20 protein-coding genes are annotated in these 22,289 nt (G+C 62.6%); 7 read left to right on the forward strand and 13 right to left on the reverse strand.

Annotated features, from left to right (window positions below; genetic code table 11):
• Positions 1 to 46 precede the first annotated feature (46 nt).
• The 3 genes from lipB (at position 47) to AC5RU3_RS06685 (ending at position 2,631) form a co-directional block, all read left to right on the forward strand.
• Positions 47 to 769, forward strand: coding sequence for a lipoyl(octanoyl) transferase LipB (gene lipB, locus AC5RU3_RS06675; protein ID WP_309071267.1), 723 nt, complete (start codon positions 47 to 49; stop codon positions 767 to 769).
• Entirely contained in the window at positions 766 to 1,767 is a 1,002-nt protein-coding gene (lipA, locus tag AC5RU3_RS06680) for a lipoyl synthase (protein ID WP_309071266.1), read from the forward strand. Before lipB ends, lipA begins: the two co-directional genes overlap by 4 nt.
• A 90-nt stretch (positions 1,768 to 1,857) precedes the next feature.
• A complete protein-coding gene (locus tag AC5RU3_RS06685; protein ID WP_493965096.1) occupies positions 1,858 to 2,631 on the forward strand; it encodes a DUF4191 domain-containing protein in 774 nt (257 codons plus the stop codon).
• Positions 2,632 to 2,728: 97 nt separating this feature from the next.
• On the opposite strand, the gene AC5RU3_RS06690 is transcribed toward AC5RU3_RS06685, so the two are convergent.
• Positions 2,729 to 3,166: an RDD family protein gene (locus AC5RU3_RS06690; RefSeq protein WP_493965097.1), complete on the reverse strand. Its 438-nt coding sequence runs from the start codon at positions 3,164 to 3,166 to the stop codon at positions 2,729 to 2,731.
• 298 nt (positions 3,167 to 3,464) lie between these two features.
• Here AC5RU3_RS06690 and glnA point away from each other — a divergent pair, with 298 nt between their 5' ends.
• Positions 3,465 to 4,889: a type I glutamate--ammonia ligase gene (gene glnA / locus AC5RU3_RS06695; RefSeq protein ID WP_309071263.1), complete on the forward strand. Its 1,425-nt coding sequence runs from the start codon at positions 3,465 to 3,467 to the stop codon at positions 4,887 to 4,889.
• A 90-nt stretch (positions 4,890 to 4,979) separates the two neighbouring features.
• On the opposite strand, the gene AC5RU3_RS06700 is transcribed toward glnA, so the two are convergent.
• Both AC5RU3_RS06700 and AC5RU3_RS06705 read right to left on the reverse strand, forming a co-directional pair.
• Positions 4,980 to 7,997: a bifunctional [glutamine synthetase] adenylyltransferase/[glutamine synthetase]-adenylyl-L-tyrosine phosphorylase gene (locus tag AC5RU3_RS06700; protein WP_309071262.1), complete on the reverse strand. Its 3,018-nt coding sequence runs from the start codon at positions 7,995 to 7,997 to the stop codon at positions 4,980 to 4,982.
• A gap of 18 nt (positions 7,998 to 8,015) precedes the next feature.
• Positions 8,016 to 9,356, reverse strand: a complete 1,341-nt coding sequence (locus AC5RU3_RS06705) for a glutamine synthetase family protein (protein ID WP_309071261.1) — start codon at positions 9,354 to 9,356, stop codon at positions 8,016 to 8,018.
• A 211-nt stretch (positions 9,357 to 9,567) separates the two neighbouring features.
• Here AC5RU3_RS06705 and panB point away from each other — a divergent pair, with 211 nt between their 5' ends.
• Entirely contained in the window at positions 9,568 to 10,434 is an 867-nt protein-coding gene (panB, locus tag AC5RU3_RS06710; protein WP_309071260.1) for a 3-methyl-2-oxobutanoate hydroxymethyltransferase, read from the forward strand.
• Between the two features lie 44 nt (positions 10,435 to 10,478).
• Here the strand turns inward: panB and AC5RU3_RS06715 are convergent, their stop codons facing one another.
• A complete protein-coding gene (locus tag AC5RU3_RS06715; RefSeq protein ID WP_309071259.1) occupies positions 10,479 to 10,643 on the reverse strand; it encodes an SPOR domain-containing protein in 165 nt (54 codons plus the stop codon).
• A 74-nt stretch (positions 10,644 to 10,717) separates the two neighbouring features.
• Here AC5RU3_RS06715 and map point away from each other — a divergent pair, with 74 nt between their 5' ends.
• Together map and ppgK are read left to right on the forward strand one after the other, a co-directional pair.
• A complete protein-coding gene (map, locus tag AC5RU3_RS06720; RefSeq protein ID WP_309071258.1) occupies positions 10,718 to 11,596 on the forward strand; it encodes a type I methionyl aminopeptidase in 879 nt (292 codons plus the stop codon).
• Positions 11,597 to 11,672: 76 nt separating this feature from the next.
• Positions 11,673 to 12,500, forward strand: a complete 828-nt coding sequence (ppgK, locus tag AC5RU3_RS06725) for a polyphosphate--glucose phosphotransferase (RefSeq protein WP_309123773.1) — start codon at positions 11,673 to 11,675, stop codon at positions 12,498 to 12,500.
• A gap of 183 nt (positions 12,501 to 12,683) precedes the next feature.
• On the opposite strand, the gene nrdR is transcribed toward ppgK, so the two are convergent.
• The 9 genes from nrdR to AC5RU3_RS06770 all read right to left on the reverse strand — a co-directional run bounded on the left by nrdR (position 12,684) and on the right by AC5RU3_RS06770 (position 22,217).
• Positions 12,684 to 13,184: a transcriptional regulator NrdR gene (nrdR, locus tag AC5RU3_RS06730; protein WP_309072172.1), complete on the reverse strand. Its 501-nt coding sequence runs from the start codon at positions 13,182 to 13,184 to the stop codon at positions 12,684 to 12,686.
• Positions 13,185 to 13,355: 171 nt separating this feature from the next.
• Entirely contained in the window at positions 13,356 to 14,708 is a 1,353-nt protein-coding gene (gene hisD, locus AC5RU3_RS06735) for a histidinol dehydrogenase (protein WP_493965098.1), read from the reverse strand.
• A 58-nt stretch (positions 14,709 to 14,766) separates the two neighbouring features.
• Positions 14,767 to 15,279 carry a hypothetical protein gene (locus tag AC5RU3_RS06740; protein WP_458116947.1) on the reverse strand — a complete coding sequence of 171 codons (513 nt, stop codon included), beginning with the start codon at positions 15,277 to 15,279 and terminating at the stop codon, positions 14,767 to 14,769.
• Positions 15,280 to 15,311: 32 nt separating this feature from the next.
• Positions 15,312 to 18,848, reverse strand: coding sequence for a DNA polymerase III subunit alpha (gene dnaE, locus AC5RU3_RS06745; RefSeq protein ID WP_309072169.1), 3,537 nt, complete (start codon positions 18,846 to 18,848; stop codon positions 15,312 to 15,314).
• Positions 18,849 to 18,906: 58 nt separating this feature from the next.
• Positions 18,907 to 19,842, reverse strand: coding sequence for an RluA family pseudouridine synthase (locus AC5RU3_RS06750; protein ID WP_309072168.1), 936 nt, complete (start codon positions 19,840 to 19,842; stop codon positions 18,907 to 18,909).
• Positions 19,826 to 20,428 (reverse strand): signal peptidase II, encoded by a 603-nt coding sequence (lspA, locus tag AC5RU3_RS06755; protein ID WP_309072167.1) that lies wholly within the window; start codon positions 20,426 to 20,428, stop codon positions 19,826 to 19,828. Before lspA ends, AC5RU3_RS06750 begins: the two co-directional genes overlap by 17 nt.
• Before the next feature lie 115 nt (positions 20,429 to 20,543).
• Entirely contained in the window at positions 20,544 to 21,200 is a 657-nt protein-coding gene (locus AC5RU3_RS06760; RefSeq protein WP_309072166.1) for a DivIVA domain-containing protein, read from the reverse strand.
• A 153-nt stretch (positions 21,201 to 21,353) separates the two neighbouring features.
• Entirely contained in the window at positions 21,354 to 21,647 is a 294-nt protein-coding gene (locus tag AC5RU3_RS06765) for a YggT family protein (RefSeq protein WP_309072165.1), read from the reverse strand.
• Positions 21,648 to 21,704: 57 nt separating this feature from the next.
• Positions 21,705 to 22,217 carry a cell division protein SepF gene (locus AC5RU3_RS06770; protein ID WP_309072164.1) on the reverse strand — a complete coding sequence of 171 codons (513 nt, stop codon included), beginning with the start codon at positions 22,215 to 22,217 and terminating at the stop codon, positions 21,705 to 21,707.
• Positions 22,218 to 22,289: the final 72 nt, after the last annotated feature.

The following is a 22,289-nucleotide window of genomic DNA, read 5'->3' on the forward strand; positions in this document are numbered from 1 at the left end:
TACCCGCGAATGGGAGATCGTCACTGCCCGGGTCTACCCTTGAGGCATGACGCTGGAGTTCTCACGAATCGGATTCGACCCCCACTTCGTCGATTACCTCGAAGGATGGGACCGCCAGAAGGCACTGCACGAGTCAGTTGTTGCCGGGTCCTCGCCGAGTACCGTCCTGCTGCTGGAGCACGCGGCCGTGTACACCGCGGGCAAGCGAACCGAGGATCATGAGAAACCATTTGACGGTACGCCCGTGGTGCCCGTTGACCGTGGAGGGAAACTGACCTGGCACGGGCCAGGGCAATTGGTCGGTTATCCCATCCTCGCCCTTCCCGAACCAACCCGTGTGGCCGACTACGTCGGAATCTTGGAAGACGTTATCATCGCAGTCCTGCTGGATTATGGGATTTCGGGGGTACGAATCGAGGGGCGATCCGGCGTTTGGTTGCAGGCTGACGAACGGGGGCCGGCCAGGAAGATCGCTGCCATCGGCATCCGGATCAATCGGCGAGTCACCATGCACGGGTTCGCTATTAATTGCAGCAATGATCTGTCGCCGTTCGCCCAGATTGTTCCGTGCGGGATCACCGATGCTGGTGTAACGAGCATTTCCCAGGAACTTGGCCGCTCAGTTACACCCGCGGACATCGTTTCTCGTATCGAAGAAGAACTAAGTAAGAATGAGGGGTCGCTGGTCCTTGATGCCGAGGGCGCTCTCCCCGTACCCGAGACAGTGAAGGCCGGCAGCAACGACCGGCCGGAAGGAGTTCTACTGTGAGTCTGGCCCCCGAGGGACGACGACTGCTGCGCGTCGAGGCACGGAACGCCGCTGTTCCAGTGGAGCGCAAACCGGACTGGATCAAAGCCAAGGTGAACATCGGTCCCGAGTTCGTTGGGATGAAGAACCTGGTGAAAAAGGAGGGCCTGCACACCGTCTGTGAAGAAGCAGGATGCCCCAACATCTTCGAATGCTGGGAAGACAGGGAGGCCACCTTCCTCATCGGTGGTTCGGAATGCACGCGCCGGTGCGACTTCTGCCAGATCGACACCGGACGGCCCGCACCTCTAGACCGGAGCGAGCCGTTCAAGGTTGCGCAATCCGTCCAGTCCATGAACCTGCGGTACGCAACAGTAACCGGAGTGGCACGGGATGACCTCGAGGACGAGGGGGTATGGCTTTACGCTGAGACGATTCGCCAGATCCACTCGCTCAACCCAGGGACCGGCGTCGAGATTCTGATCCCGGATTTCTCGGGGAAGCCGGAACACATCATGGGGATCTGCGAAGCCAAACCCGAGGTCTTCGCGCACAACGTCGAAACTGTCCCACGCATTTTCAAGCGCATCCGGCCGGCGTTCCGATACGAACGATCGCTGGACGTCATCACACAGGGCCGCGATCAGGGCATGGTTACCAAGTCGAACCTGATCCTCGGAATGGGCGAGACCCGGGCGGAGATTTCAGAGGCCCTCCGGGATCTTCACGAAGCCGGCTGCGACTTGATCACCATCACGCAATACCTTCGCCCCAGTGAGCGGCACCTCCCGGTGGACCGTTGGGTCAAGCCGCAGGAATTCGTTGAGTTGCAGCAGGAGGCTGACGAGATCGGCTTCCTGGGCGTCATGAGTGGCCCGCTGGTCCGGTCTTCCTACCGCGCTGGCCGGCTGTGGGCCCGCGCCATGCGGAAGAAGGGTCTTGAGCTTCCTCCTGAGCTCGCACACATCGAGGATTCGGGCAGCACTCTGCAGGAAGCCTCCACCCTCATGGCGGGCTGATACACCTTCGCGGTTCACGCTTTTATCGGGCGCTCCGGCTTCGGCTGGGGCGCCCGATACGCGTTGGGCATCCCGTAGACTTAAGCCACTATGGCCAACAGCACTGACAACAGTTCCAACACTCCTTCTGACGCTGACGGATCGAGCGCACGGCGCCGCCTGTTTTCCCGCAAACCGAAGGCAGGCAAGTCTTCGAAGAAGCCGGGAACAATGAAGCGCATCCGCGAAGTGTTCGCGATGACCCGCCGCAATGACCCAAACGTCGTTTGGATCATGCTTCTGGCGTTCCTGGCCGTAGTTGCGGTGGGGCTGCTGATCGGACTGCTGATCAACAACGTGGTGACGATGCTTATCATCGCCGTTCCGCTCGCATTCCTCGCTGCTCTCTTCATTCTGTCGCGGAGAGCCGAACGCGCAGCCTTCGCGCAGATCGAGGGGAAGCCCGGTGCAGCGGGAGCTGCACTCAGTGTGCTGCGCCGCGGCTGGATCCTGAAGGATGAACCGGTAGCGGTCAACGCCCGCACCCAGGACGCCGTATTCCGCGCGATTGGGCGGCCGGGAATAGTCCTTGTTGCCGAGGGGCCCGTGAACCGTGTGAAGCAGCTCGTCAACGCGGAACGGGTCAAGATGAACCGGATTGTGCCCGGAGTGCCGGTTCACGTCGTACACGCGGGTCAGGGCGAAGGCCAGGTTCCCCTGCAGCGCATTTCGAAGACACTTCAGAAGATGAAGAAGAACCTGACCCGCCAGGAAGTGTCCGCGGTTGACAAGCGACTAAGCGCTCTCGGTGCCCGCATGCCCATCCCCAAGGGCGTCGATCCGTTCAAGGCGCGCCCGGACCGCAAGGCGATGCGCGGCCGATGAGATAAAAGCTGGTGCGCTCGATGCGCACCGGCTTTTGTTGTATCCGGGCCGACCTGATTCATCTGGACTGGATCGAACAGCCTAAATATCGAACAGCCTAGATACGGACGAGCAGGGTTCCGACAGCGCGGTCATGCAAGCCGCGCTGATCCTCGTCGAAGACCACCGCGGGGATGACCAGGCAAATGAGCAGGGCGCGCACGATGGCGGCGCCGAGCCCGGCTGCCCTGCCCTCAACATGCTGGACCTGCATACCGAAAGCCCTGTGACCGGCGCTGTATCCCAGCGTTCCCACCAAAAGCATCTGCTCGAGGGCGAAGATGCCGAGAGTGGCCAGACCGTCATAGTTGAAGAACGCGGCAGAGATCAGGCTGCAGAGCGCCCAATCGATAACCAGAGCTCCTAGTCTGCGCCCCGGACGCGCCACCGAACCGACGCCGTCCCTTGGCCTGCCCAGCCGCTGACCGGGCCAATGACCGTCTCCGCGGGAAGGCGGCCCTTCCAGCCATGAACTGATGTCTCTGCGGTCTACCACGGTTCAACTCTAACGTGCAGCCGAGACCCTCCCCACAGGAAACCCAGCCGGTGCGCCTCGGGGAATGACCGTCTCCGAGAAGCGGAAGCATTCGAGAGACCGATAGGGTGGGGTGTGAGCACGTGTGCGTGGCAACCGGCTTAAGTTACACGCCGGAAACATTTGCGACACCAGTGGGTAACTGCGCATTCATAGTGTGGAGGCTGTTGCGACCGCAGCACGTAAAGCCTTGCGGCGTTTCCCCCGCGCTACCGGCCCCGGTCGCTCTCCCCGAAATATGCGTTAGGAGCATAACCCGATGTTCAAAAATGCGGACGAAGTCCTCAAGTACATCGCCGACGAAGATGTGAAGTTTGTCGACATCCGTTTCACCGATCTTCCGGGCGTGCAGCAGCACTTCAACGTCCCCGCGAAGTCCGTTGACGCTGACTTCTTTGTTCACGGCCAGCTGTTCGACGGTTCATCGATCCGCGGCTTCCAGGGTATTGCGGAATCCGACATGCAGCTGATTCCGGACGTCACCACCGCATTCATCGACCCCTTCCGGATCGAGAAGACTCTCGCACTGAACTTCTCCATCGTGAACCCCCGCACCGGCGATCCCTACCACCGGGACCCGCGCGGAGTTGCAGAACGCGCCGAAGCCTACCTGGCATCAACCGGTATCGCGGACACCGCCTTCTTTGCTCCGGAAGCCGAGTTCTACATCTTCGAGAACATCCAGTATGAATCCAGCCCCCAGGGCTCCTTCTACAAGGTCGATTCCATCGAGGCCCCGTGGAACACCGGCCGCGAGGAAGTTGGCGGAAACCTCGGCAACAAGACCCCGTTCAAGGGCGGCTACTTCCCCGTTGCACCGGTAGACAAGCAGGCCGACCTTCGTGACGCAATGTGTGTCGAGCTGGACGCGGTCGGCCTTGAGGTTGAGCGTTCGCACCACGAGGTCGGCGGTGCAGGACAGGCAGAGATCAACTACAAGTTCACCACCATGGTGCACGCGGCTGACGACCTGCAGAAGTTCAAGTACATCATCAAGAACGTTGCCAACGCCTGGGGGAAGTCTGCGACTTTCATGCCCAAGCCCATCTTCGGCGACAACGGTTCCGGCATGCACTGCCACCAGTCGCTATGGAGCAACGGCGAGCCGCTGTTCTACGACGAGCGCGGCTACGCAGGGCTCTCGGATCTTGCCCGCTGGTACATTGGCGGACTTCTCAAGCACGCTTCGGCGGTGCTCGCGTTCACCAACCCCACGGTCAACTCCTACCGTCGCCTGGTGAAGGGTTTCGAGGCACCGGTGAACATGGTGTACTCACAGGGCAACCGCTCCGCAGGTATCCGCATCCCGATCACGGGCTCCAACCCCAAAGCCAAGCGCATCGAATTCCGCGCTCCGGACCCGTCGTCGAACCCCTACCTGGCATTCGCTGCCCAGCTGATGGCCGGCCTTGACGGAATCAAGAACCGGATCGAGCCCGCTGACCCGATCGACAAGGACCTTTACGAGCTTCCCGCTGAGGAAGCAAAGGACATCCAGAAGGCTCCGGGGTCCCTCGAAGAAGCACTCCTCGCCCTGGAAGCCGACAATGAGTTCCTTCAGGCCGGCGGTGTCTTCACGCAGGACCTGATCGATACCTGGATCGCTTTCAAGCGTGAGGTGGAGATCGCGCCCCTCGCCGCACGTCCGAACCCTTACGAGTTCGAGCTGTACTACGGCGTCTAGCCGATGAAGGAAGGGCCGCACTTCGGTGCGGCCCTTCCTTCATTTAAGGCCGCACCATCCGGGAAGCAAGCGCCGAACGTTCGAGGGACGCTAGTCCCCGTAGCCGTAGAAGTACCGTTCGAAAATCGCTCGGCTTCGGCGGGTCAGGCGAAGGTAATCCTCTTCCAGCTGCGTGCCCTGGCCCGCGCCGTAGCCGCACCAGCGCGCCACCGCTTCAAGGTCGCGGCGCGACGACGGCACGACGTCCGACTGCTTGCCACCCCACACTGTGTTCGCCGCCCGGATTCGCGAGACAAGCCGCCAGCTCGCTCGCAGCGTGGCGACGTCGTCGGCTGGCAGGAGACCGTGCTCCTCCACCGCGTCCATTGCTTCGAGTGTCGACGTGGTCCGCAGGGCGGGTATCTCGCGCGCATGCTGCAACTGCAGGAGTTGAACAAGCCACTCGACGTCGCTCAGGCCTCCGCGTCCCAGTTTGAGGTGACGGGACGGGTCAGCACCGCGGGGCAGCCGTTCTGACTCCATACGCGCCTTGAGGCGCCTGATCTCGCGCAGGTCAGTTTCCGTGACGTTGCGTTCATATCGCAGCGGATCGATCAGCTGTAGAAATTCCCCAGCGAGCTTGTCATTCCCTGCCATCGGAAGTGCCCGCAGCAGAGCCTGTGATTCCCAGACGAGTGACCAGCGCCGGTAGTACTCGCGGAACGACTCCAGTGAGCGCACCATCGGCCCCTGCTTGCCTTCAGGCCGGAGATCAGCGTCGACCTCAAGGACACGTTCCGCCAGAATAGGCGGCGTACACGGCTGTTGCAGGAGTTGCCGCAGCTGACCGACAATCCGCTCAGCCTGGGTCTGAGCAGCCGCCGGATCGGCTCCTTCGCGGGGACGGTGCACATACATGACATCGGCGTCGGACCCGTAGGTGATCTCCCGCCCGCCCTGGCGCCCCATGGCAATAACGACGACGTCGGTCAGCGCCTGCTCGCCCGCGTAGACTTCCGCTTCCGCAACGTTGAGCGCGCCGAGCACGGCCGCTCGATCCGCGTCGGCGAGTGCCGGCCCGACGTCCTCCTGCCTGAGCAGCCCGGAACTGTCGGCGATAGCAATACGAAGGATCTCACGACGCCGGATGAGGCGGATAAGGCGTATTGCCTCCTTCGGTGCGGGATGCCGGGACATCTTCGACTGGATTTCCTGCCACTGGACTTCGAAGGGCAGCGGCAGCAACTCCTTGTCGGAACCCAGCCATTTCGTCGACTCAGGAGAGACCTCCAGCAGGTCGGTGATGAACCGGCTGGAGGATAGGACGTGGCATAAGCGCTCGGCCGCTGCCTTGGAGTCCCGGAGCATCCCCAGGTACCAGTGGGTCTCCCCCAGCGACTCGCTGAGGCGCCGGAAGCCTAGGAGCCCGGCGTCGGGGTCAACGCCGTCAGCCAGCCAGTCCAGCAGGACCGGCAGAAGCTGCCGCTGCAGCGCGGACCGACGGCTGATCCCGGTGGTGAGTGCCTCGATATGCCGCAGGGCTCCGCGCGGGTCAACGTAACCCAGGGCGGCGAGCCGGGCCCGTGCTGCCTCGGGAGTGAGGCGAACCTCGTCCGCGCTGAGGTTGGCCGCGGCGTTGAGCAGCGGCCGGTAGAAGATCGATTCGTGCAGCCGCCGCACCTGGCGCTTGGTTTGCTGCCACTGCTCGGTGAGGGAAGCCGCCGTCGGGCGCGTGACCAGCAGCGAGCTCCCGGAGGATTTGGCGAGTGCCTTCAGGCTCGCTTCGTCTTCAGGCATGAGGTGGGTCCGTCGCATTTGAACAAGCTGGATACGGTGCTCCAGCACGCGCAGGAACCGGTAGGACCGATCAAACTCCTCAGCATCACGGCGACCAATATAGCCGGCTGTCTTCAGCGCTGCGATGGCCGAGGTGGTGGCTCGGGTTCGCAGGGTGTCATCGACTTTCCCATGGACAAGCTGCAGCAGCTGCACAGTGAATTCAACGTCGCGGAGGCCGCCGGCGCCCAGCTTGAGCTGCCGGTTGACTTCATGGGACGGGATGTTCTCCGTGACCCGTCGTCTCATCGCCTGGACCGACTCAACGAACCCCTCTCGCTCCGAGGAAGTCCAGACCAGGGCGGAGACTGCCCCTGCATACCGGGCTCCGAGGTCGGCATCTCCGGCGATCGGCCGGGCCTTCAGGAGGGCCTGAAATTCCCAGGTCTGTGCCCAGCGGGCGTAGTAGGACAGATGGGAATCCAGCGTGCGTACGAGCGGCCCGTCCTTGCCCTCGGGACGCAGGTTGGCGTCAACCTCCCACAAGCCCGGCTCTCGGCCCGATGACATGACGGCCCGGGAAATCCCGGCTGCGAGGGCCGTGCCAATCCGGACCGCCGTATCTTCACCGAGTCCCTCTGCCTCGATGACGTAGATGACATCCACATCCGAAATGTAGTTCAGTTCACCGGCTCCGCACTTGCCCATCCCGATCACCGCCAATCGCACGGCGGCGATCTCATCGGCAGGAAAGGTGCCCTCGAGCTCCTTCCGGGCGACGGCAAGAGCCGCTTCCAGCGCCGCAGCGGCAAGGTCGGCAAGCTCCTGCCCGACGGAGGGAAGGAAGTCGGTCGGCGAAGCGGCACTGAGATCACGGATCGCCAGTTCGGTAAGGTGCCGACGGTAGCGCGTGCGCAGCGCGCGGTACGCTTCCTCTCCGGTTACCGCGGCAACCGGGTTCGGCTGTCCGGCATCCGCGCCAACGGATTGCAGGAGGGACGTCCGCAGCAGCCCCGCGTCCACTCTTCCGGGCTCAGCGGTAGTCCGAACCTTCACGACGTCGGAATGCTCCGGGTGACGCATGAGAAACTCCGCCAGGGCTTCCGAGGCTCCAAGCAGGCGGAACAGCGCTTCAGGGTCACCGTCGTCGTCCTGTACCAGAGAACCGATCTCCGGCTGCACCGCGAGCAGCCGAACCAGCGACTGAAGGGCAAGGTCGGGGTTCGCCGCGTGGCTGAGCCCGGCGAACAGTCTGTCCTCGGGGATGTCACGAAGCTCGGCGGCAGCAAGAAACCGGCTGCTCTTGTCGAGATCCGTGAATCCCCTGCTGATCAGTTCCCTATTGAGGCTCATGTGCCGGCTCCTGCGGGACTAGAGGATCCCGAGATTGCGCCTGAGCTCGTAGGGGGTCACCTGGATCCGGTAATCATGCCACTCGGCACGCTTGTTACGAAGGAAGTTCTCATAGACCTGCTCCCCCAGGATCTCAGCAACCAGTTCCGAATCCTCCATGGCGCGGACAGCGTCGTGCAGGCTGGCCGGCAGCGGATCGTGGCCCATCGCGCGTCGCTCTGCCGCCGTCAGGCTCCAGACGTCGTCCTCGGCTCCCGGTGGCAGGTCGTAGCCTTCCTCGATGCCCTTCAAGCCGGCACCGAGCAGTACCGAGTAGGCAAGGTAGGGGTTGGTGGCTGAGTCGATACCGCGGTACTCGATGCGTGCGGACTGGCCCTTGTTCGGCTTGTACAGCGGAACCCGCACCAGCGCGGACCGGTTGTTGTGGCCCCAGGACAAATAGCTGGGAGCTTCCCCGCCGCCCCACAGCCGTTTGTAGGAATTCACGAACTGGTTGGTAACCGCCGTGAACTCCGGTGCGTGTCGCAGGATGCCCGCGATGAACTGTCGTGCGGTCTTCGAAAGCTGGAATTCTGCCCCTGCTTCGAAGAACGCATTGGTATCTCCCTCGAACAGGGAGAAGTGCGTGTGCATTCCGGAGCCGGGGTGGTCCGAGAACGGCTTGGGCATGAAGGTGGCGTAACTGTTCTGCGTCAGCGCTACCTCCTTGATCACGGTGCGGAACGTCATGATGTTGTCGGCGGTCTGCAGCGCATCGGCGTATCGCAGGTCAATTTCGTTCTGTCCCGGACCGGCTTCGTGATGGCTGAACTCCACCGAGATGCCCACCGATTCAAGCATCGCGACGGCCGTACGCCGGAAGTCCTGTGCAACTCCGCCAGGAACGTGGTCGAAGTAGCCGGCCTGGTCCACGGGAACGGGCTGTCCGTCCGGACCGAGTTCGTCTGACTTGAGCAGGTAGAACTCAATCTCGGGATGTGTGTAGCAGGTGAAACCCATGTCCGCTGCCTTGGCCAGCGTCCTCTTGAGCACTCCGCGCGGATCGGCCGACGACGGTTGTCCATCGGGCGTCAGGATGTCGCAGAACATGCGCGACGTCTGCTCCTTGTCTCCTCTCCACGGCAGGATCTGGAACGTGGATGGATCGGGCTGCGCAAGCATGTCCGATTCGAAGACCCTGGCCAGGCCTTCAATCGAGGACCCGTCGAAGCCCAGGCCTTCCTCGAACGCACCTTCCACCTCCGCCGGCGCCAGTGCCACCGACTTCAGCGAACCGACGACATCGGTGAACCACAGCCGAACGAACCGGACGTCACGTTCCTCAATGGTGCGTAGGACGAACTCCTGCTGACGATCCATTCCAACCTCTTTCCCACTACACAGAGTTATCCACTCGTCCGTCGGCCGCTACGATCTTGCGCATCACAACCGGAGCACCTGCTCCCGAGTCCGCTGTTCACTTTACTGACAATCCGGCTGGGCGCGCCGAATTCCGGTGTCCATCCGCACCGCGTACCAGTATGTAGGGCCTGTGTTACGCCGGGGTTACCCGTGAAGTAGGCTCGTGGTCATGAATTCCGCGGAAACTCCACCCCCCTACGGAACCGGAGCGCAGCCCGGCGGCACACCGGCGGCCACGCCGATCGCGCGGATTCGGACGCATCATCTGCAGTCCGCGAAGAACGAGGGGCGAAAATTCGCCATGCTCACAGCCTACGACCAGTACGCTGCCGAAATCTTCGACACAGCCGGCATTGAGGTGCTGCTGATCGGTGACTCAGCCGCGAACAACGTTCTCGGGCACGCCACGACGCTGCCCATCACCCTTGATGAGATGATCCTGTTTTCCCGAGCGGTCACGCGGGGCGCCAAGCGCGCGCTCGTCGTCGCAGACCTGCCTTTCGGCAGCTATGAAGTCTCCCCAGCCCAGGGGGTCGAGTCCTCTGTCCGCCTGATGAAGGAAGGACTTGTGCATGCCGTGAAGATGGAGGGCGGTGCCCATCACGCGGAGACGGTTCGCGCCATCGTTCGTGCAGGCATTCCTGTCATGGCACACGTCGGCTTCACGCCCCAGAGCGAGCACGCCCTCGGCGGCTACCGCGTACAGGGCAAGGCCGACGCCGGCCGTCAGGTCATCGACGACGCCGTAGCCCTCGCAGAGGCGGGTGCCTTCTGTGTCCTGATGGAAATGGTGCCGGCCGATGTAGCGGCTGAAGTGGATCGAACGGTCAGCGTGCCGACCATCGGCATCGGCGCGGGTTCTGCAACCACCGGGCAGGTGCTGGTGTGGCAGGACATGGCGGGTCTACGCTCGGGCAGGCAGGCGAAGTTCGTCAAGCAGTTTGCAGATGTCCGCTCAGTACTGGCGGACGCAGCTCGTGCATACGGGGACCAGGTCCGGGACGGGAGCTTCCCCGGCCCGGAGCACAGCTTCTAGGAACGGTCACAGGGTGAACACTCCCGGCTCCCGACATCGCAGGGCTACTCCTCGTCCTGCGCCTCCCACGCACGGTTGCGCTCCTGAACCTTTTCCAGTGCTCGTTCCGCTTCTGCCCGGGTGTTGTACGGACCAATGAGTTGGCTCCAGTCAGACTGGGCATCCTCTTCAACCTCATGGGTCCGGACGTTGTACCAGTACTGCACCATTGCGATTTCCTTAGTCTCATCAGTCTTACTTTGACTTTCGGTTCCGGTGGTTCCACACCGATAGGATCAAGGGTATGCCCCACCATTCCTCCACCGCACCCGTCGGCACGCTCACGCAGGGCACCCTCAGCCCGCCCCGGAATGTACCGGCATCCATACCTCGTCCGGAGTATGTGGGCCGTCCGGGCCCGGCCAAGTTCGAAGGATCCGAGGTCAAGTCGGCTGAAACGATCGAGCGGATCCGACGAGCCGGCATGATCGCTGCGCAGGCCATCCAGGAAGTGGGTCGCCACATCAAGCCCGGGGTCACCACTGACGAGCTCGACGCCGTCGGGCACGAGTTCCTGGTCAAGCACAACGCCTATCCGTCGACGCTCGGTTACCGCGGCTTCCCGAAGTCACTGTGCTCCTCGCTGAATGAGGTCATTTGTCACGGTATCCCCGACTCGACCGTGCTGCGTGACGGTGACATCATCAACATCGATATCACCGCCTACATTGACGGTGTACACGGCGACACCAACTACACCTTCCTCGTCGGAGACGTCGACGAGGAATCCCGACTCCTCGTTGAGCGGACCCAGGAAGCACTGAACCGCGCCATCAAGGTGGTTGCACCCGGGCGCGAAATAAACGTCATCGGCCGTGCCATTGAGTCATACGCCAAAAGGTTCGGCTACGGTGTTGTGAGGGACTTCACAGGTCACGGGGTCGGCGAGGCCTTCCACACCGGGCTCATCATTCCCCACTACGATGCCGCTCCTGCCTACAACCGGGTCATCGAGCCGGGAATGGTGTTCACGATCGAACCCATGCTTACCCTCGGAACCATCGAGTGGGACATGTGGTCTGATGACTGGACGGTTGTCACCAAGGACCGGAAACGCACGGCCCAGTTCGAGCACACGCTCGTGGTGACCCAGACCGGCGCCGAGGTGCTGACGGTCCCCTAGCAAGACCCAGTTCCACACCCAGCGCTCCTCAGAAGGGGCGCCGGCCGATCATACCCGAACGAATCCCTGGAGAATTATGGGCAAGAACAGCATCAAGTTGAAGGACGGCAGGAAGCTGCCCTCGACCGTCATCGGTATTGATATCGGTGGAACCGGAATCAAGGGCGGCATCGTGGATCTCGCCGCCGGAGCTATCGTGGGCGATCGGTTCCGCGTGGAGACACCGCAGCCGGCGACTCCGGAGGCAGTCGCCGTCGTCGTAGCCGACATCGTCGCTGAGCTGTCCACCCGCGAGGGCGCGCCCTCGGAGAAGCTGCCCATCGGCGTCACGTTCCCTGCCATCATTCAGCACGGTGTTGCGCGCTCAGCAGCAAACGTCGATGAGAGCTGGATCGACACCGACGTAGACGCACTTTTCACCAAAGTGCTGGGCCGGGACGTCCATGTCATCAACGACGCTGATGCCGCCGGTCTAGCAGAGGTGCAATACGGAGCGGGCAAGGGCGTGTCAGGAACGGTCCTCGTGGTGACTCTCGGCACCGGCATCGGGTCAGCCTTCATTTTTGACGGAAAGCTCGTACCGAATGCCGAGCTGGGGCACCTCGAAATTGACGGGCACGACGCTGAAACCCAGGCCTCAGCCGTAGCCCGCGAACGCCTTGGGCTGAGTTGGGACGAATACTCAGTCAAGCTGCAGCGCTACTTCTCCCACGTCGAGTTCCTTTTCTCGCCTGAACTTTTCATTGTCGGCGGCGGCATCTCAAAGCGAAGCAAGGATTTTCTTCCCAACCTGTCGCTGCGGACGCCGATCATCCCTGCGGAACTACGCAACCACGCCGGAATCGTAGGTGCAGCCCTGCAGGCGGCACTCCACTTCAAAAGCGAGCCAGTCGAGGCGAGATGACGCCGGTGGCGGCCGCCACGGGAGCAGCCGACGCATTGGCGCAGCCATAGCGCAGCGCTGTTCCCGTGACGGCTACGCCGTTAAGAGGCGGACGATGAATAACGAGCCAGGTTCCGGAAATCCGGACCTGACGTTTGGTGCCGGTGGTGGCGTCGGCTTCCCCTCCGCAGCCACCACCGGAGATTAGGTGGCCGTGAGCGGCCGCTGGGTGCCCGCGGGAACTTTCATTTTGGTGGCCGCAGCTTCGACCCGGAGTTTCTCGATTGCTTTCTCGAAATCCTCGAGCGATTCGAAGCCCTGATAAACGCTCGCGAAGCGAAGGTAGGCTACCTGGTCCAGCTTCTGTAGAGGACCGAGAATTGCGAGGCCAATCTCGTGGGCATCGATCTCAGCGACGCCGCTTGCGCGGATTGACTCTTCGACCTCCTGAGCTAGAAGCGCGAGGTCATCGTCTGTGACAGGACGGCCTTGACACGCCTTGCGTACGCCGCTGATCACTTTGCTGCGACTGAACGGTTCGGCCACTCCCGAACGCTTGATGACGGAAAGGCTGGTGGTCTCGACCGTGGTGAAGCGCTTGCCACACTGCGGACATTGCCGGCGACGGCGAATTGCCGACCCGTCATCTGCGAGCCGACTGTCCACTACACGGGAATCGGAACTGCGGCAGAACGGACAGTACATGCCGCCCCTCCGTTTCAGCGTCGCATCTACAGCATTGCCACGGAACTGCGCCTAGGACGCAGTGCCTCCGTGACATCCATTCTAGGACTAGATGTAGTAAAACTACAACAGTGTTATTACTACATGTGGTGGTTTGGCCGTGTCAGGCGGCGACGGCCCATGCCCAACACGCTAGGGGAAACGCACTCTCACGGCATCGCCGTGGCCCGGCAGATCTTCAGCCTGTGCCAACTGGATGACGTGCTCGCTTACCTCCCGCAGCGCATCAGCACTGTAGTCGATCACCTGCATCGCGCGGAGGAACGTAAACACGCTCAATCCCGATGCAAACGCTGCGGTGCCCGCCGTCGGAAGGACGTGGTTGGAGCCGGCGCAATAGTCACCCAGGCTCACGGGGCTGTAGTCCCCCACGAAGACTGCACCCGCGTTCCGGATCCGGGCAGCAACTGCCGGCGCCTGAGCGGTCTGGATCTCAAGGTGCTCCGCAGCGTAGGCATCGCACACAGCAATGCCGTGTTCGACGTCGTCAACAAGTATTGTTCCGGACTGCGGCCCTGCCAGCGCCGTTTCCACCCGCTCGCGGTGCCGCGTGGCCTGAACCTGCACCGAAAGTTCGGTGCGAACGGCGTCAGCAAGCCCCACGGAGGGGGTGATGAGCACCGATGCAGCATTCGGGTCGTGCTCCGCCTGGCTGATGAGATCAGCGGCGACGAGTCGCGGCTGTGCCGTGTCGTCCGCCAGTACAGCGATCTCCGTGGTTCCCGCTTCAGCGTCGATCCCGACGACGCCCTTGACCAGGCGCTTGGCTGTGGCGACGTAGATGTTACCCGGACCGGTGACGACATCCACGGGCTCGATCGCAGCCCTGCTGCCGTCCCCGGGCACCCCGTACGCAAACGCCGCGATGGCCTGCGCACCCCCGATGCCGTACACCTCGTGGATGCCGAGCATCTCAGCGGCCGCCAGGATCACCGGGTGCGGCATCCCCCCGAAGTCCTTGTGCGGCGGTGATGCCAGCGCGATGGACTGCACACCGGCCGCCTGCGCGGGCACCACGTTCATGACGACGGACGAGGCGAGGACCGCGAGTCCGCCGGGGACGTAGAGCCCCACACGGTCCACCGGAACCCAGCGCTGGGTGAGCGCCGCCCCGGGGCGAATGTCGACGACGACGTCCTGGGGCTTCTGCGCCTGGGCGAAGGTTCGGGCGCGGTCAATTGATTCTTCCAGGGCAGCGCGCACATCAGGGGCGAGTGATCGAAGGGCTTCAGTGAGGGCTTCGGCAGGCACCAGCGGATGCAACTGGTCAACGCCGTCGAAGCGCTGCGCCAATTCCGAAAGCGCATCGAAGCCATGCGTCCGCACACTGGTGATGATGTCCTCGACGCGCGACGCGACCGAGTCGAACGACGCCGTGGTGCTGCGGGGCATTGCCGCCCTCAGCTCGGCCGCGGAGAGATGCGTTCCGCGCAGGTCGATCGTGCGGAAGGCGTCAAAGGAAACAGGGGCGGTCTGGGCAGTCACAGCCGCAATTCTACCGGCGGCGGTCCCACTGTCCGCGCAGTAGACCCCGGTGCCGCACTTACTGTTTCGGCTTCATGAGCAGCAGACCCAGCAATGAGGCCAGAAAGACAACCAGCGCGGTGGCTGCCGGCCAGATCGCGGCAACCCCCAGGGAGCGCAGGACGAAGGGAAATTCGGATTCACCGCCGGAAAACAACACCCCGAGTCCCTGGCCGACCGCTACCGCCAGGACCGAACCAAGCATGCTTCCCGCGACAGCCGTGACCACCCGCTGCCACGCACCCGGTCGATCCAGCCTGTTGGTGAGCAACCAGCCGACAACAATGCCGGCCACCAGTTCCAGACCGCCGAGCACAAGGTCGCGGTTCAGCCAGGTCTCGGCCTCCGAACGGTCGCCATAGAGGCCGCCGCCGGGCGAGGCAAACCACCACAGGACGCCCAGCACCGGGCCGAGCAAAGTCATGGCGGCAGCCCACCAGAGCAACGACGACGGCGGTACCGGCGTCGACGCGGCAGGACCGGCATAAACCGGCGGTGGATAGGTACCGCGCTCGGCGGCTGATTCGTGCATCTGATTACCCTAACCGGCGCGCGGGGCGCGTCTTATGCATCAAGACACGTCGGTCCGAGCAGAACCTTGAGGTCACCGAAAAGCGCGGGAGTCGGGTTCACGCGCAGATCGACCGGCAGGGAGAGAACAGAGAGCTGCCGCTCCTTGCGCACGTGAAGGCGCACTTCGGAGTTACCGCGGTGCTGCCTGAGAACCGAGCCGAGTTCGTGGATCACCGGCTCGGTGGCGCGGTGATGAAGCATCGAGATGACCACGGGGCCGGAATGTCCCTCCGTCAGGTCCGGAACGGAAAGTTCCTGCGCGTTGAGGGTGACGGTGCCGTCATCGCGACGCTGGAGGCGCCCGCGCACCACCACGATGAGGTCCTCCTCAAGGACCGACGCTATGGGCCCATACACCTGGCCGAAGAACATGACCTCCATGGACCCGCCGAGGTCCTCAATCTCCGCACGGGCATAGGCGTTCCCGCTGTTCTTTGCGATCCGGCGCTGCAGGGAGGTGATCATGCCGGCGATGGTGACCATGGCGCCGTCGGCCGGGCCGTCCTCACCGATGATTGAGGTGATCGCAGAGTCCGCATGCTGGCTCAGCAACGCGTCCAGACCCTTCAGCGGGTGATCGGAAACATAAAGACCAAGCATGTCCCGCTCGAACGCGAGCTTGTCCTTCTTGGCCCACTCCGGAAGGTCCGGAACCTCGACCGACAAGCCGGTGCCGGCGTCGGGGTCGTCGAAGGCGCTGAAGAGGTCGAACTGGTTGGCAGCCTCGTTCCGTTTGAGTACGACGACGGAATCCACCGCTTCCTCGTGGATCATCGCCAACGCGCGGCGAGGGTGGCCCAGCGAGTCGAAGGCACCGGCCTTGATCAGTGATTCGATGGTTCGCTTGTTGCAGACCACTGCGGGAACCTTCTGCAGGAAGTCGGCGAAGGAATCGAACGCGCCCTTCTCTTCACGGGCACCAACCATGGCCCCCACCACATTGGCGCCCACGTTACGGATGGCTCCCATGCCGAAGCGGATGTCCGTACCGACCGGCGTGAAGTTCACGCTGGATTCGTTGACGTCGGGTGGCAGCACCGTGATGCCCATGCGCCGGCACTCATTGAGGTACAGCGCGAGCTTGTCCTTGTCGTCGCCCACGCTGGTGAGCAGCGCGGCCATGTACTCGGAGGGGTAGTGGGCCTTCAGGTACGCGGTCCAGTATGCGACCACACCGTACGCAGCGGAGTGCGCCTTGTTGAATGCGTAGTCCGAGAACGGCAGGAGGATGTCCCACAGGGTCTTGACGGCGGCGTCGGAATAGCCGTTGTCCTTCATGCCCTGGGAGAAGCCGGCGAACTGCTTGTCCAGCTCTTCCTTCTTCTTCTTGCCCATGGCGCGTCGGAGGATGTCCGCCTGGCCCAGCGAGTATCCGGCGACCTTCTGGGCGATGGCCATCACCTGCTCCTGATACACGATCAGGCCATAGGTGGTATTCAGAATCTCCGCAAGAGACTCCTCCAGCTCCGGGTGAATAGGAGTGATTTCCTGAACGCCGGTCTTTCGGAGTGCGTAATTGGTGTGCGAGTTGGCACCCATGGGTCCAGGGCGGTAGAGCGCAATGACAGCAGAGATGTCTTCGAAGTTGTCCGGGCGCATCAGTTTCAGGAGGGAGCGCATGGGACCGCCGTCGAGCTGGAAGACGCCCAACGTATCGCCGCGGGCAAGGAGCTCGTAGGACTCCTTGTCCTCGAGCGGGAGGGTTTCAAGATCGAGCTCGAAGTCCCGGTTGAGCTTGATGTTCTCCAGCGCGTCGGTCATGATCGTCAGGTTTCGCAGACCGAGGAAGTCCATCTTGATCAGGCCGAGGCCCTCACAGGTCGGATAGTCGAACTGCGTGATGATCTGGCCGTCCTGGTCACGGCGCATGATCGGGATGATGTCGATCAGCGGTTCGGAGGACATAATGACGCCGGCCGCGTGCACGCCCCACTGCCGCTTCAGGCCCTCAAGGCCCAACGCGGTCTCGAAGACCTTCTGCGCGTCTGCATCGGCCTTCAGCAGTTCGCGGAGTTCCTCTGCTTCGGAGTAGCGCTTGGCGTCCTTGTTGTGGACGTCCGCCAGTGCGATGCCCTTACCCATGACGTCCGGCGGCATTGCTTTGGTGAGCCGCTCCCCCATGGAGAACGGGTAGCCCATGACGCGCGAGGAATCCTTCAGTGCCTGCTTGGCCTTGATCGTTCCGTAGGTCACAATCATTGCCACGCGTTCGTCGCCGTACTTCTCGGTGACGTACCGGATCACTTCCGCCCGGCGTCGATCATCGAAGTCGACGTCGAAGTCAGGCATCGACACGCGGTCCGGGTTGAGGAAGCGTTCGAAGATCAGGCCGTGACGCAACGGGTCAAGGTCGGTGATCCGCATCGCGTACGCCGCCATCGAACCCGCACCGGACCCACGGCCGGGGCCCACCCGAATGCCGTTGTTCTTGGCCCAGTTGATGAAGTCGGCGACCACGAGGAAGTAGCCGGGGAAACCCATCTGGGAGATGACGCCGACCTCATAGTCCGCCTGCTTGCGGACGTCGTCGGGGATGCCCTCCGGGTAACGATAGTGAAGCCCCTTCTCCACTTCCTTGACGAACCAGGACTGCTCGTTTTCCCCTTCCGGGACCGGGAAGCGAGGCATGTAGTTGGCGCTGGTGTTGAACTCGACGTCGCACCGCTCCGCGATGAGCAGCGTGTTGTCGCAGGCCTCCGGATAGTCGCGGAATATTGCGCGCATCTCGGCCGGCGACTTGAGGTAGAACTCGTCGGCGTCGAACTTGAACCGCTTCGGGTCCGCCATGGTGGAGCCCGACTGCACGCAGAGCAGCGCTGCGTGGGCCTTCGCGTCTTCTGCGTGGGTGTAGTGCAGGTCGTTGGTGGCCACGAGGGGAAGGCCCAGTTCACGGGCCAGCTTGATGAGGTCCGCCTGGACGTTCCGCTCGATATCTAGCCCGTGGTCCATCAACTCACAGAAGAAGTTGTCCGGGCCGAAGATGTCGCGGAAGTCTGATGCTGCCTGCACAGCCTCGCGGTAGAGACCCAGCCGAAGCTTCGTCTGCACCTCCCCGGAGGGGCAGCCGGTGGTGGCGATCAGCCCCTTGCCGTAGGTCTGCAGCAGGTCCCGGTCCATGCGCGGCTTGTAGAGGTATCCCTCAAGCGAAGCCAGAGACGACATGCGGAAGAGGTTGTGCATCCCCTCCGTGGTCTCCGACCAGAGGGTCATGTGCGTATACGCGCCGGCGCCGGAGACGTCGTCGCGCCCGCCGCCGCCCCACTGGACGCGGGTCTTGTCAGCTCGGGCGGTTCCCGGCGTGAGATATGCCTCGACGCCGACGATCGGCTTGACGCCGGCGTTCCGTGCCTTGTTCCAGAAGTCGAATGCACCGAATACGAAGCCATGGTCCGTAGTGGCAAGCGCGTTCATGCCGAGTTCGGTGGTGTGGCTGAACAGATCGTTCAGACGGGCGGCGCCATCGAGCATCGAATACTCGGTGTGGTTGTGAAGGTGGACGAAGGAGGAGGACGGAGCTGAAGAAACCACCAGCTCATTCTACCGAGCGCCGAACATCGGGGCGGCTCTGCGCTGGGGGTGTCGGATCTCAAACAGTCCCGTTGCCGAGGGCGTCAAGAGCATACTGCAGGTCCATCGGGAATGCGCTTTCGACAACCACCCGCTCACCACTCCGGGGATGCTCGAAGGACAGCATGCTCGCGTGCAGCCACTGGCGCGTGAGTCCCAACTCCGCCGCCAGCCGCGGATCGGCACCGTAGGTGAGATCACCGGCACACGGGTGCCGAAGTGCCGAGAAGTGGACGCGAATCTGGTGCGTACGCCCAGTTTCGAGGCGAACTTTGACCAGGCTCGCCTTTCCAAAGGCTTCTTCCACCGAGTAGTGGGTGATCGACGGACGGCCGTCTTCCATCACGGCGAACTTCCAGTCGTGTGCCGGATGGCGCCCGATGGGCGCGTCGATCGTTCCCTCGAGCGGGTCCGGCAGGCCCTGGACGAGGGCGTGATACTGCTTGTCGACAGTGCGGTCGCGGAAAGCCTGCTTCAGAACGGTGTAGGCGTGCTCGCTCTTGGCGACGACCATTGCGCCTGAGGTTCCGACGTCAAGCCGGTGAACAATCCCTACCCGCTCGGGCGCCCCGGAGGTGGAGATCCGGTAACCGGCACCCGCGAGGGCTCCGACGACGGTTGGTCCGACCCATCCGGGCGAGGGATGGGCAGCGACACCTACCGGCTTGTCGATGACCACGAAATCTTCGTCATCAAGCAGGATGTCCATTCCCTCAACGGGCTCGGCCACTATCTGCAGTGGGTCCGGTTCGTCAGGCACGACGACGGTGATGCGGCTTCCAGCCACGGCGCGGGCAGACTTCTGGACGGGGGCACCGTCCATCGTGACGTAACCACTCGTGCACCACGCCGCAGCGGTGGACCGTGAGGCCCCCGTCAGGCCGGCGACGACTGCGTCCAACCGCTGCCCGGCCGAAGACTCGGGGACGTCGTAGGTGCTAGGGGCGCTCGTCATCGACGACCTCGGCATCGCTTACCTCTTTGTGTTCTTCGTTGCTGCGCCGACCGTCCAGCCCGATGCCCCGAAGTGTGAGCAGGCAGATGAGGATCACACCGCTCACGACGGCGGTATCGGCGATATTGAAGATGGCGAAGTTCGGCAAAGCAATGAAATCAACGACATGTCCCTGCCCGAAAGCCGGTTCGCGGAACAGGCGGTCCGTGAGGTTGCCGAGCGCACCTCCGAGAACCAGGCCGAGCGCTACAGCCCAGCCTTTCGAAGCGACCTTGCGAATCTGCGTGATGATGGCGATGGAGACCAGGGCCTGGATGATCGTGAAGACCCAGGTGATTCCCGTTCCGATCGAGAATGCCGCGCCGGAGTTGCGTATGAAGTGCCAGCTCAGGACAGGTGGCAGAACTTCGGTAACCTGCCCTTCAACCATGGTGGACACGACCCACATCTTGGTCAGCTGATCGATGATGTAAGCGACAAGCGCGAAGGCAATCAACAGCAGCGCGTAGCGTGCTCCGATCCTTTTGCCGTGCTTGCGGTGCGTACGGCCTGATTCGTGGCCTGAGGCTTGGGGATGCTCGGTCATGGTGCTTTCAGTTGTACGCGCCGGGGGCGGCGATGGACGCGGGGCTCACATCCAGAGTACGTCAGAGGCCAGTCGCCGGATAAACCGGCAACTGGCCTCTGAAGCGTGCGGTGACTTAGACGTCAGCGGTTTCCGATGCAACGGAACCGCGGGAGTCGAGGTCGCGAAGCTGGCCTTCGATGTATGCCTTGAGGCGGGAACGGTAATCCCGCTCGAAGCTGCGAAGCTGCTCGACCTTGCGCTCCAGCACAGCCTTCTGCTGCTCGAGGGCGCCGAGAATCTTACGGCTCTTGTCCTGAGCATCGTTGACCAGGCCGCTGGCCTCGATCTGGGCTTCGGCGATGATCTTGTCGCGCTGCTCAACGCCGGCGTTGACGTATTCGTCATGAAGCTTCTGTGCCATTGCGAGGACACCGGCTGCGGACTCCGCGGTGTTGCCGTGCTGAACCGGGGCGGCAGCGGCGACGGGCTGAGGAGCGGGACGCTCTTCTACCTTCGGCGCTTCGACCTTGGGCTCCTCGGGCTTTTCCTCCTCGCGGACCTCTTCGGTCTTGGTGCTGGCGGCCACGGGAGCAGGGACCGCAGCGTTCTGCGACGTGCCCGTGGACACTTCCGAAAGCTGGCGGCGAAGGTCGTCGTTCTCCTGGTTCAACCGGCGCAGTTCGACGACGATCTCATCGAGGAAGTCGTCTACCTCGTCCTGGTCGTAGCCCTCGCGGAACTTGGTGGGCTGGAACCGCTTGTTGACAACATCTTCTGGCGTCAGGGCCATCTGGTCACCTCATAGTGGATTTAGTCGAAGCCGCCTGTCGAGCAGACCTGACAACGGTACTGAATTGTGGACGTGCTTGTGGAGGTTGATCCTCCTGCTTCACACCAATATGTGAGTCAGCGTATATCTTTTAGGTCTCGAAAACGAACCGGATTAAGCCAGTGCAAGCGAACCTGCAACGGCTTTGAGAATAGTCGCTCCCAGAAACACCACGATGAAAGCCAGATCCAACGACACGCCGCCCAACCGCAGTGGAGGAATGAGCCGGCGGAAGAGGCGGATAGGCGGGTCTGTAACCGCATACACCATCGAGGCGAGAACCAGCGCGAGCCGGCGGGGGCGCCAGCTGCGTGCGAACATCTGAACGGCGTCGTACACGATACGGATGATAAGCGCGAGCTGGAACAGCATCAGCACCAGGTAAAGCAGGGCGAAGACCAAGCTCACGTGTCAGTCACAGTCCTCTGGCATGAACGGAATAGTTATGAATACCAGTAAACCCCGTCAGCTTTGATTGAAGAAACTCGCCTGGCCGTCACTGGCCTTCTGGTCTTCGCCTAGGACCTCAATGTAGGAGGGTGACAACAGGAAAACCTTGTTGGTGACACGCTCGATCGAGCCATGGAGTCCAAAGACAAGACCGGCGGAGAAGTCAACGAGGCGCTTGGCGTCAGCCTCGCCCATGTCGGTGACGTTCATGATGACGGGAATGCCGTCACGGAAGCTCTCACCGATGATCTTCGCGTCGTTGTACGAGCGCGGGTGCACCGTGGTGATCTGGCGGAGCGATGAGGAATCCTCACGGGCGGACTGTGCACGCTTGATGGGAGTAACCGGGGCGCGGTACTCCTCGGGAGCCGCTTTGGTTACCGGCGCAGCCTCCACATGGCGCTCGTCACGGTCGTAGTCCACGGAGTAGTCCTCATTCCTGTGAGATGTCTTGGGCTCGGGTTCATAGTGCTCGTCACCGTCGGCGAGCCCAAGGTAGATCATTGTCTTGCGCAGTGCGCCAGCCATGGTAGCTCCTGTCATTCCTTTGTCATGCATCCATCAGGCATGATGGTCCAGGACGCCCCCTTGACGCCCGCG

The sequence above is a fragment of the Arthrobacter sp. MDB1-55 genome (assembly GCF_059092925.1).